This window comes from Flavobacterium ginsenosidimutans (assembly GCF_003254625.1).
In the GTDB taxonomy this organism is placed as follows: Bacteria; Bacteroidota; Bacteroidia; order Flavobacteriales; family Flavobacteriaceae; genus Flavobacterium; species Flavobacterium ginsenosidimutans.
Map to the genome: position 1 here is coordinate 306,064 of NZ_QJRJ01000078.1, position 11,766 is coordinate 317,829.

General features: G+C 34.3%; 9 protein-coding genes. 2 read left to right on the top strand and 7 right to left on the bottom strand.

Annotated elements, in window-relative coordinates; translation table 11 throughout:
- Nucleotides 1-8 precede the first annotated feature (8 nt).
- On the top strand, nt 9-476 hold the full coding sequence (locus tag DM444_RS14585; RefSeq protein WP_111287890.1) for a hypothetical protein: 468 nt from the start codon (nt 9-11) through the stop codon (nt 474-476).
- A 9-nt stretch (nt 477-485) separates the two neighbouring features.
- Here the strand turns inward: DM444_RS14585 and DM444_RS14590 are convergent, their stop codons facing one another.
- Together DM444_RS14590 and DM444_RS14595 are read right to left on the bottom strand one after the other, a co-directional pair.
- Nucleotides 486-836, bottom strand: coding sequence for a gamma-glutamylcyclotransferase family protein (locus tag DM444_RS14590; protein ID WP_111287892.1), 351 nt, complete (start codon nt 834-836; stop codon nt 486-488).
- Nucleotides 837-853: 17 nt separating this feature from the next.
- A complete protein-coding gene (locus DM444_RS14595) occupies nt 854-1,576 on the bottom strand; it encodes an MBL fold metallo-hydrolase (RefSeq protein ID WP_111287894.1) in 723 nt (240 codons plus the stop codon).
- Nucleotides 1,577-1,679: 103 nt separating this feature from the next.
- Here DM444_RS14595 and DM444_RS14600 point away from each other — a divergent pair, with 103 nt between their 5' ends.
- Nucleotides 1,680-2,555: a LysR substrate-binding domain-containing protein gene (locus tag DM444_RS14600; RefSeq protein ID WP_111287896.1), complete on the top strand. Its 876-nt coding sequence runs from the start codon at nt 1,680-1,682 to the stop codon at nt 2,553-2,555.
- 192 nt (nt 2,556-2,747) lie between these two features.
- Here the strand turns inward: DM444_RS14600 and DM444_RS14605 are convergent, their stop codons facing one another.
- From DM444_RS14605 to DM444_RS14625, 5 genes are all read right to left on the bottom strand, one after another.
- The gene (locus tag DM444_RS14605) at nt 2,748-4,655 is read right to left on the bottom strand and encodes a sialate O-acetylesterase (protein WP_111287898.1); all 1,908 of its coding nucleotides are present in this window, start codon (nt 4,653-4,655) and stop codon (nt 2,748-2,750) included.
- Nucleotides 4,656-4,802: 147 nt separating this feature from the next.
- Nucleotides 4,803-6,428: a GH35 family beta-galactosidase gene (locus DM444_RS14610; RefSeq protein ID WP_111287900.1), complete on the bottom strand. Its 1,626-nt coding sequence runs from the start codon at nt 6,426-6,428 to the stop codon at nt 4,803-4,805.
- Between the two features lie 91 nt (nt 6,429-6,519).
- Nucleotides 6,520-8,721, bottom strand: coding sequence for an endo-1,4-beta-xylanase (locus DM444_RS14615; RefSeq protein ID WP_111287964.1), 2,202 nt, complete (start codon nt 8,719-8,721; stop codon nt 6,520-6,522).
- A 12-nt stretch (nt 8,722-8,733) separates the two neighbouring features.
- Complete coding sequence (locus DM444_RS14620) at nt 8,734-10,101, bottom strand: glycan-binding surface protein (RefSeq protein WP_111287902.1); 1,368 nt, start codon at nt 10,099-10,101, stop codon at nt 8,734-8,736.
- A gap of 31 nt (nt 10,102-10,132) precedes the next feature.
- Nucleotides 10,133-11,764 carry a RagB/SusD family nutrient uptake outer membrane protein gene (locus DM444_RS14625; protein ID WP_111287967.1) on the bottom strand — a complete coding sequence of 544 codons (1,632 nt, stop codon included), beginning with the start codon at nt 11,762-11,764 and terminating at the stop codon, nt 10,133-10,135.
- Nucleotides 11,765-11,766 lie beyond the last annotated feature (2 nt).

Consider the following 11,766-nt stretch of genomic DNA (forward strand, 5'->3'; position numbering starts at 1 on the left):
TTTAAATCTTGGAGTTAGATAAGGAGATTCCTTTTACTACTGAAGAAGGTTATCAATATCTTGTAAGTTTTGTCAAATTTTCTGCAAACGGAATAGATTACGGAATTCCAATAATTGATGTTTCAATTACATTAATGAATAGTGAAATTGAATATAATTCCATTAAGACTTTAAATATTTTTGTTGGCATAATAAATAATTATTTAGATCAGCACAATGTTGTTCTTTATTATTACTGCGATACGTCAGCAATTAAAATGAGAACTAATAGAAAAGAAAAGCTTTTACCACAGGAGTACAGAAGTAAATTGTTTTCTTCAATGTTTAACAAAAAAAAATTTGACGATTATATATTAACAGAAATTAGAATAAATGATCCTGAAAGAGGTGATCACTTTACTTCTTTAATTTCAAGCGCAAATAATACTGATAAAATTAGGCTTATTGAAGACGACTTAAAAAAATTCAATAAGTAGTTATCTATTTTACATACTTTTCAAAGCATAAATAAATCCAATTCCTTTTTCTCCGCTTTCCAGCTCATATTCGGTTTGAATTCGAGTATAGCCATCGCCTTCAAATTCGTCTAGATAATCCCAATTTGCAGATAAATCTTCTGAAAATAAAACGTATGCTTTTATAATTTCAGCTTCTTTGGAATTCATCGGAATAAAACCATTATATCCTAAAGAAGAACCCCACCCTCCTTCTTGAAGTTTTCCTTTTATAATCGCTTTTTTCCATTCGCCCTTAATCGGATCCATAACCGAATGATTGGATTCGCCTGGCGCCAATGATCCATAAATTATTAAAGCTGGTAATTCTCTATCTTTCATATTCTTCTATTATAATCTCAAAACTCCAAAACTGGCGTCTTCATATCATGGTACAAAAGCACTTTCCAATTTTGTTCTTTTGCTTCTTGCTCCCATTTTTTTCTTGATTCCATTGCTCGCTTTCCATCGAAATCTGTTTTGTAGGCAACGTGCATTTTCAAATATATTTTTTGCGGAAGATCATCAGCTCCATAAAATACAATTTCGTTATCAGCCTTAATCCAAAATACTTGATGAAACTTTGTATGCCCGGCCGAAACTTCAAAGAAAATTTCATCTGTAATTTGTCCGTTGTCTTCATTTAGCAATTCAACATTAGGTAATTTTTCAAGCTGATTTAATATTTCTGGAACGTAAGATGGATTTTGCAATTGCTGTAAAGCAAAATCTATTTCTCTTTTTTGAATGTAAATCTTTGCATTCGGGAAATTTTGAATGAATTGATCATTTTCGAAATAACCAATTCCTTCAATATGATCTTTATGTAAATGCGAAACCAAAACTTTCGTAATCTGTTGAGGTTCGATATTATTTTTTCTTAGCATTTCATAAATAAATGGAACTCCATTGTTTACAAATCCTAACCCGAAATCTAATAAAATAATATCATTTTCTGTAATAACAAGAAAAGGCTGAATTGCCATTTTTAAACCCGATTCAGTTGTTTCTTCTGTCAAAAGCTGAAATTCTTTTTTAGAATTAGCAATGTAATTTCCTTCTTGTAAAGCAATTATTTTCATTTTATTCTTCTGTAATTTTTAGAACGAAACAAAGTTCTTAAGAATTTCTATATTTGTAAAACCTTATTTTTCGATATAATCAATCGATAAAACCGATTTATAAATGGAACTTCGTCAGCTTAAATATTTTCTAAAAGCAAAAGAATTACTGAATTTTACTGAAGCTGCTGCTGCGCTTTATATCAGTCAAAGCACTTTATCACAACAAATTAAACAATTGGAAGATGAACTTCAGGTTCCCCTTTTTAACCGAATTGGAAAGCGAATTACATTGACAGAAGCTGGAGAATTATTTTCGGTTTATGCACAGCAATCGGTCAACAAAGCTTCTGACGGACTGCAATTATTAAAAGATTTAAATAAACTCGAAACAGGAAAAATTGCCATTGGTGTTACATACGCTTTACGCCATGTTGTTACAAAAGCTTTGATTTTATTTAGCTCTGAATATCCAAAAATTCAGTTCGAAATCATTTTTGGAACTTCGCAGGAATTAATACAAAAACTGAATCATTTTCAACTCGATGTGATTCTGACTTTCGAAGAAATTGCTTCTGAAGCTCATTTCAAATATTTGGAATTGTTTACTTCGCCAATGGCTTTGGTTACCTCTTCTGAAACTTCTTTAAAAAATAAAAAAACAATTTCTCTGGAAGAAATAAGTATGTTGCCACTTGCCATGCCTGCAGGCGGTTTTAGCACAACTCAGTTTATCAGTAGAGCTTTTGAGAAAAGTAATTTACACCCAAAAGTTACGATCGAAATAAACGATATTCCAACTTTACTGGAACTTATTAAAACAGGAAAATGGCATACAATTTTAACAAAAACTACAATTGAGGACGAAAAAGATTTGTACGCTATTCCAATAAAAGGAGAAAATATGACGCGAACTGCAATGCTTATTTCTCTGAAAGAAGTGTATGAGAAAAAAGCGGTAAAGGCTTTTTTGAAAATTTTGATGGAGAATTTGAAGTAAACTATTTATCGTAAAATTTGTCATTTCGAGGAACGAGAAATCGCACTCGTAGTTCCGCAAAGAAAAGCTCAAATCTTTGTCGACCTTCTAGTGCGATTTCTCGTTCCTCGAAATGACAAAACTGGATGGAATAACTTAAAATACAGCTTTGTCAAAGTTTTAAAATTTGTCAAAGTTCTCATTTCATAAAAGTTATTTCAACTCTGCTTCAAAAGGTGAAGCTGGTAAATTCTCTTTATTGTATAAATTAGCATTATCTGGATTATCTGCCCAAGCATAACGCATTTTTACTGGATTTTTAATTTCATTGTTCCAAACAATAACTTTATCGCCTTCAATATTTGCTTTTGCCCAAACAAATTTTCCGTCTGGTCCCGCGATTGCGAAACTATATAAAGTATTACCTCCTTTATTCATTAAACCAGTTCCGACAGAAGAAAAACTTAAAATAAGCTGTTCGTTTTTTTGCTCCATCGATTCGAATATTGGCCCTGAGGCAATTAAATTTTTCTCGCCATAAACCAATTTTCTTGCCTGAAGCGCCAATCGTAGTCCAACATCATATTTGTTTAATGGATGAATATCATTCCATTCGCCCAAATCAATCGCAACTGCCATTCCCGTATTTGAAACTTTTAAAACATTGGCTTGCTGTTGTCTCAAAACTGCCCAATTGCTTTCGGATGGTTCTGGTTTTGATTCCATAAAATTGGGTAATTGCACCAATAAAAATGGCAGTTTTTCCTGTTTCCATTGTGTTCTCCAATTTGCAATTAAGGTTTCCATTAAAGCCGTATATTCAGCTGGCTTTTTGGTATTGGCTTCACCTTGATACCATAAAACACCTTTTATTGAATAATTTTTCAAAGGAGCAATCATAGCGTTATACAATCCAACTGGTTTCCATCTTACGAAAGTCTGTCCTGGAAGCGGCTGCATATTTGATCCTAATTTATATCTCCAATTTCCTTTTAAATCGATGGTTTTGTCTCCAACAATTAATTCATACGGTTTATCAACTACAAAACCTCCTTTTCCAGAATTATTGATTACGCGAACGGTGATTTCATTTCTTCCTTCTTTTAAAACATTAGCATTGAAAGAATAAATTCTCGGCGGATATTGATATGAAGTTGTTCCAACAAAATGTCCATTTACAAAAACCGAATCGGCATCGACGATTCTTCCTAAAATTAATTTTGCCTGATTTTCTTTTACTTTTTCTAAAACAAAATCTTTTTTAAACCAAACCGAACCATTAATTTTCCCAAGTTCTCCATCTGCCCAATAACCCGGAATTTGCATTTCTCTCCAATCAGAAATATCAGTTGGATTTAACCATTTATTTTTTAGTCCGAGATCCGTATTGTTTAATAATTTGTACCATTCTGAATTTACTTTTCGGTCGTTTTCGTCGATTTGTTTTTCAAGTTTTCCGTCTTTGAATTTTAGAAATTCCTGATAATATTCAGGGAATTTTTTAATGCTTTCTTTGCTAATCCAAGATTCTGCTGGAGAACCGCCCAAAGCGCTGTTGATTAATCCGATTGGGATTTTATACTTTTCGTAAATTTCTGTGGCAAAGAAATATCCAACGCCTGTAAATTGTAAAACATTAATTGGATTTGCTGAAATCCATGACCCTGAAGAAAAGTCGTTTCGTTCTTTTTCGAAATAATATTCATCTGGAACTAAAAATTGTCTGATGTTCGAATTTTCCGATTTCGCAATAATGTCTTGATATTTGTCTTTCAGTCGATCCATAGAAAGTTCCATATTTGACTGACCTGAACATAACCAAACATCTCCAAAAAGTATATTTTTTAAAACAATTGTATTTGATGCTTTTAAAGTCATTTCATACGGTCCGCCTGTTTTTTGCGATAGAAGCTGAATCGACCATTTTCCGTCTTCTGCGGTTGTCGTGTTGTATTTCTTTCCTTTAAAATCAAGTTCAATTTTTTCCTTCGGAGATGCCCAACCCCAAATATTGATTTTGGTATCGCGCTGTAAAACCATTCCATCGCTAATTAGTCTTGGAAGTTTTATTTGAGCATTGATGCTAAAAGTTATTAGAAATGCTAGTATTATTTTTTTCATTCTTATATGTTTTTTTACAGTAAGAAAATCATATTATCCTAACAGATTTCTAAAACCTGTTAGGTATTACTTTTCATTCTAAAATTAAAAATACAGGTTTTCAATTGAAACCTAACAGGCTTTGGAAACCTGTTAGGATGGAAAATCTTATTCGTAAGTATATAATTTTATTTTTTGGATTTCGTAATCGCCAACTGAGATTCTTAAATGTCTGCCTTGATGCGTTTGATCTCCGTTAAAGTGCCTTATGGTTCTCCAAATTTCATTTTCAAATTTTCCTTGATCTGTTTTTAGAATTCCTGCATTTAAATTCTCTTTTAAAGACTTAAAAGTTACTACAATTCCTGAACCTGAAATATAAAATTCGTCTTTTCCAATTTCAATAATAATAGCGCTCGACATTGGCCAAACCTCAGCTTTTGCTCCATCTGACCAATTTAAGGTATAGTCGTGTTTGAAAGTGAATTCGTAATTGCCCATTTTGATGATTTGCGTATTATTTTCTTTGTCTAATAAAACGCCATCGATTTTTCCTTGCCCTTTATTGGCTTCAATAACAGGCGTTAATTGCTTTACTAAATCATAGATTTTGCCTAAAGGTTCTTTCTTAGCATCTGCAACGGATTCTATGGAAAATGGCGAAAAACCAATTGCTTCATAATGTCCAATTGCATATAAACCTTTGAACGGCGCTGTTTCATCAAAACGATGTTCTGGAATAAATAATGGATCGCCTTGACGCGTAAATAAATCGTTCCATTGTTTGAATGACGGATTATAGAAATCTGGCGCTAAAAAGTCAATTGCATTTCCTGCTGCTTTCCAAACATCCATAATATGAGGTAACGGACCTGCACTTGGATATTGTCCAGGCTTTTTTTCTGGCGCGTTTAAAGCTGCGTTTACAAACATCGGAATTGGATAAACGTCTTTTCCTGCTTTTGCAACAGTATTAGTAAATTTAGAAAAATACCAAGCCATAAAAATTTCATCAGTGTGAAGTCCTTTTCCGAAAATTTCTTCCCAGTTTCCTTTGGTTTTGAATCCGTTTTTCTTCCAAACCTCTAAAAATTCTGGAACTAGATTTTGTTTGTTTTTTTCTAAATATTTGATCAATTCATCTGGAACTGGTTTTTGAAATGTCGCATTCGCTAAAGGATGATAATCACGAGCCGTTGGCAACATTCCGATTTCATTTTCAACCTGAATCATGATAACGGTTTGGTCTTTCTGATCGAAATCTTTTATGTGTGTCATTAGTTTTTTAAACGCATTCAAATCGGCTTGAAGGTTATTTTCGCCGAAAGGCGTTAAAATTTCATGACTTTTATTTTGATCATCTTTTACTCTTGGATATTTCTTTTGATTTAATTTTATCCATTCTGGAGCATGGCTGGACATACTATTTTTCCATGATCCAAACCATAGAAAAACGAGTTTTAGATTTTCTTTTCGTGCACGGATAATCAAATCATCAACTAAAGAAAAATCAAATTTGCCTTCTTGCGGTTCTATTAATTCCCAATAAATAGGCGTTAAAACTGTGTTGAGGTTCATGTCGGTCAATTTCGGCCAGATGGTTTCCATGCTTTCCATACTGGTTGCCGAAGAATTGCCTAATTCTCCTCCTCGTATAATAAAAGGTTTTTCGTTAACAATGAGTTGCGTTTTATTTCCTTTTTGCTGTAAATGAGGTATTTTTGCTTGAGAAAACCCGAATTGTGTCGCAATAACAAAAAGAGTAAAAACAATATTTTTAAAAGGCTTATACATTCTAATTGTTTTTAAAAATTAAAAAATAAATAATCCATAATACAAACCCTTTTACAGGCTCATATTATGGATTAAATTACAATAAAACTTACTACTTAACCAACTCTCCAGAAAAGTCTTTACTTACATCTTTACCTGCAAGACCATCTGCTGTACCTTTATAAGCATGTTTACGAACATAATTTGCATCCCAAAGGTTTGGCGATTCGTCCGGTAACCAATATTCGTGTTCTTTTGAATTGTCTGAAACTCCCCAAATTGTTATGCCATATTGCTGAGCCGCAGGAATGTATTTTTTGTACATATCGATTACATACTGATACATTTCAGCTTGTGAAGCTTGTTGTGCAACGGTTGGAGCGTTTGTTCCTAATCTTACGTCCAACTCCGAGATTTTAATCAATTTTCCTGAAGCTGCCAGTTTTTGAAACATCTGAACAATTTGATCTTTGTCTGTTGTTAAACTAATGTGCATTTGCGTTCCAATTCCGTCAACTGTTCCGCCTTTGCTTTCGATATATTTTACATAGTCGATTAATCCTTCACATTTATCTAATCTAGATTCTAAGTTATAATCGTTGATGAAAAGTTTATCTGTAGAATTTCCGTATTGGCGAGCCAGTTTAAATGCTGTTACAGCGTAATCTTTTCCTAAGTATTTTACCCATGAGAAATAATCTGATGCTGTATCACCTTCTGTTCCATTTCTTAACGTTCCATCTTCTTTCATAGGTTCGTTTACAACATCCCATGCAAAAACACTTGTTTTGTAATGCGTCATCATTTTTGAAATCCAATCGGTCATGGCATCTTCAATAATTTTCGTTTTCTCGGCATCGGTTTTCTCAATTGTAACTGGAGCTGTAGCGCCTCCGCCAGATGTTGAACCGTCAGTTATTAAAACATTGTCGATATAATAAGTTCCTGCCAATAATCCTAAATCAAAGTTGAAACCTGTTTCTGTTCCAGCCGAAGTTATTTTCCATTCAATTAATTTCCAAGTTGCAGAAGTTGCCTGATTTCCTTGATATTGCGCTGATCCGCCAGTTGTTGAACAACGAACAGATCCTGTACCTTCTGAACGAATCATGAATGAAATCGTATAGCTTTTTCCTGCTGTTAAAGTTGATGTAAAATCGCCATGAATCTGCGTTTTCCATTCTCCTCCAGAATTATCTGTTGCATTTATCACTTTCATTGCTCCATTTCCTTCGTAAGCGTCTGTTGCCGATGCAAGACTTAAAGCATCTGAAGCTCCGTTGTATTTTGACCATCCTGTAATTCCTGAGTTAAAATTACCATTGCTTATCAAATTGGTTACCGCTGTCGCAGCATCAAGATCGACAACTGCAAGTGTATTAGCATCAATTAGATAAGTTACATTTGGAAGATATCCTAAATCTAAATTAAATTGAAAACTTGTACTTCCGGCTTTGAAATCGCCTGGAGCTAATTTTATTTTAACTTGTTGCCAAGAAGAAGTTGTTGCAAAAGCTTCTGTCCAGCTTCCTCCAGTACTAAACCAATCTTTGTACGGATATTGATTTGTAAGTGATCCGTTGAAAGAAATACGCCCTTTACCCGCAACATCTGATTTGATGTAAAATGAAATCTCATAATTATGTCCGTCAACAATTGGCACATTTGGCGATGTCAATTGAAGATTGTATGCAGCTGAAGAACTTGCACTAGACTGTAATTGAATTGCGCTAGAAGTGCTTGTTAATCCTGAATTGGCAACTGTTGTGATTCCTTTTCCTGGATTATTTCTAGCCCATCCAATAAAGGTTCCATTTTTAATAGAGGTTAAGTCTAAAATATTTGTTCCGCTTGAGCCTGGAATTACTGTTGGGGCAATAATACCATTTAGATAACTAGCATTTTGGTTGGAATGCCAAATTAAAGTATGTCCGAAAACCGATAAACCAGCACTTTTAGTTGCGGCAATAAAAGCATCTACATCTGCAAAATTGATTTCTCCTTTGGAGTTTACCATTGCACCATGTTTCATTTCGTAACCTGGCGTAACCTCATCAAAATTTTCATTGACAATATTTCTATATGTTGCATCGCTCATGTATAAACTAATTCCGATTCCGTTTCCTAACTTAAAATCAGAATAGTTTTTTAATGGTTCGTATCGGCTGATTTTTTCAACCAATTCCAGAGGAAGTTCTGCTCCTGTTATTTCTCCATGTTCTGGGTCTTTTCCCCACTCCATCAAGTTGTCATCGCAAGACGCGAATAACAACAATGATGAAGCAATTACAGGTAATATCTTTATATATTTCATTTTGGTCATTTTTTAGTTAGGGAAATCATTATAAACTGGCGTGTCTAATGGCACGATTCTCCAATTATCTGTATACACTTTTACCGTAGTTGCTTTTGAAGCAAATTCTACTTCGCTTGCAGATCCTGTTACATTTGATAGTTTTACATCTGAATTTTCGAAGTAAATACCAAAGTTTTGATAGGTTGCCGCTTCGCGATAAGCTAAAACAGTTTCGAAAGTGAATGCTTCTTTAGACCATGCATAGAATTTGTTTAACGGAATTGTAACTGTAGTCCATCCTGTTGTGCTAACTCCTACAGATTTTCCATCTATAATCCACGGAACATAATTGTAGCAAGCTCCAGCCCATTCTCCTCCGTTGAAATTATTGATCATACATATTTTTAAGAAACCTGAATCTTTCCATGTGTCTGGAACATAAATATCAAATTGGAATGCTACTTTATCTAATGGTGTAGTAGCCGGAATATAAGGCGTTAATTGTGCTCTCCAATTGTCTACTCCGTTTCCTGCTGTCCAAACTTCCGAACAACGATTTTTAGCCGCATCAAAAGAAGCAACTCTCGCTGGACGATTAGGTGCGTATTTTCCTTGAGAAGTATTTCCTGTTCCAATTGCAGCTGATTCTAAATCTGCTGGCTGAATCATACTGGTTGAAGTTCCCCAATATCCATGCTGTCCTTGTCCGTCAAAATTCAATAATAATCCTTTTTTGAAATTGAAATAAGCTGGCGAGTAAACACCTCCGTTTGAAGTTTCTGCAAATATTGAACCTCCCAAATCTGAAATTCCGCTTGGAACCACAACTGTAAATGATTCACCATCTTCATCTGAGGTAATTCCTGATGTTACTTCTACATTTCCTGGGAAAACTACTTTGCTTACTTCTGTCAATCCAGTTCCTGTTACGGTAATGGTTTCGCCTGGATTTGGCATTGTATTAGAAATAGCCGAAATAGCTGGCTGTCCTGCACGAATTTCAAAAGAGAATGTAAAATCGTGTGAATTATTTGCAAAACGAATTGTATTTCTAACTGATGGATCGGCTTCTAAAATAGGCGTATCTGCTGAGACAGTTACTAGCATCGAATTATCGGATACAAAAACAACATTAAAATAAGTTGAATATCCGTTAATGTATACTTTTTTCAATCCTGAAAATCCAGAACCTTCAATACGCAGCGTTTGCCCTAAACGAGCAAAACTAACTTCTCTATCTGGTACAGAAGAATTTATATCTTCTAAAAATACTTTCGTTATCGTAATTGCTCCACCTTCTGAATCTTCATTGTCGCAAGATGTAAACAGCATACCGAAAACCATCATGCTTAGAATTGCAATTGGCGCCCAATACTTTTTATTTAAAATATATTTCATATTTATATTTTTTAGTTTTTTATTTCTGGAACTAGAATAAGTCTTTAATTTTCTCTTCTGTAAACTGATACGGAACGGGACTTTCTCTCAATAAAGGATTCTGAACTAATTCAGATTCTGGATAAGGAAGTGTGAAAATTGTTTCGTCGATTACACCAATTGCTCTTGGGCTTGTACTTTTTGTATCGTCAACCGTAACTGTATTGGTTGCAGAATCGTACAAGATTGGAGTAATTATTCCTCTATTTTGTCCTGTTACATAGTTAATTACTTCTTGCTGTTTGTAATAAGCTCTTCGAACTAAATCATACCAGTATTGTCCTTCCATGCATAATTCTACTCTTCTTTCGTGAATAAGATCAGCATAAGTCAAAGTTGTTTTTGGGTCTAAACCTGCGCGTGTACGAAGTCTGTTTACAACCATAAGTGCTGTTGCATCTGAAGTTGAAGCGTTGTTTCCTAAAGCCGCTTCTGCATAATTTAAGTACACTTCGGCTAGACGTAACATATAAGTATTCAAAGCAGAGTTCATACGAGAAATTTTAGAATTGTCTTTTGTAGAACCTACAACTCCTTTTTTAACTGTAAGGAAATCAGCACTGTGATCTACTGTATAACCACCGTTTGCTTTATTAATTTCTGGATAAAAGTCATTATCTCCCATCCAAGTTGCTCTACGGCGAAGATCTTTTGATTCATATTCTTGTAAAACATTGTAAGAAGCTCTTGTCCAGTAACCCCAAGCTGCATCGTCTCCTGTAATATCAGAACCTAATGCAAAATAAGCTTGCTGCGTATTGATTACTCCATAATCGCCGTTTGGAACCCATTGAAGAGCAAACAGAGATTCTGTATTGTTGTTATTGTCAATCATGAATAAATCTTCATAATTTGCCATTAAGCTATATGGCCCAGAACTCATTACTTTTTCTGCCGCTTTTTTAGCTAAATCAAGATATTCTTGGCTACGTGTTCCGCTGTTTGGATTATCGCTTATACCTGAAAATGATAAGTAAACACGAGATAACATTCCGAATGCGCTATATCTTGTTAAACGTCCCGCTTGGCCAGCAGTTTCTGGAAGATATTTTGCAGCAAATTCTAAATCACGCATAGAGAATTCAAAAACATCTTTTAGCGGATTTTTATTTACAATTGGGTTTTTAACTAATTCTCTCGGATCTGTCGAAATAATTACATCTCCCCATAAAGAAGCTAAATACCAATAAGCAGTTCCTCTCATAAAACGAGCTTCGGCAATATACCTGTTCTTAACAGCATCACTCAATGAACTTCCAGATATTCCGATAATAACGTTATTTGATTGCTGTACCACATTATACAATGATCCCCAAGCCGAAACCAAAGGCCCTGTTAATCCCGTTTCTGTTAAATCTGTAAAAGGATAAACGTAGTCTGAGAAAGGTGCATACATATTTGCAGCGCGTCCGTCTCCTAATCCGTAATAAAATTTATCATTAAAATCGAACCAAACTTTGTTGTATAAAGGTCCTGTTGCCGCCTGAAAATCAGATTCAGACTGATAAAAATTCTCTTTTGTAATTACATCATTTGGTTCAACGTCTAAAATGTCGCTGCAGCTCGTCCAAACAAATGGCAATGCAATAATTAGAGCCGTGTAAAATATTTTCTTTGTTTTCATTG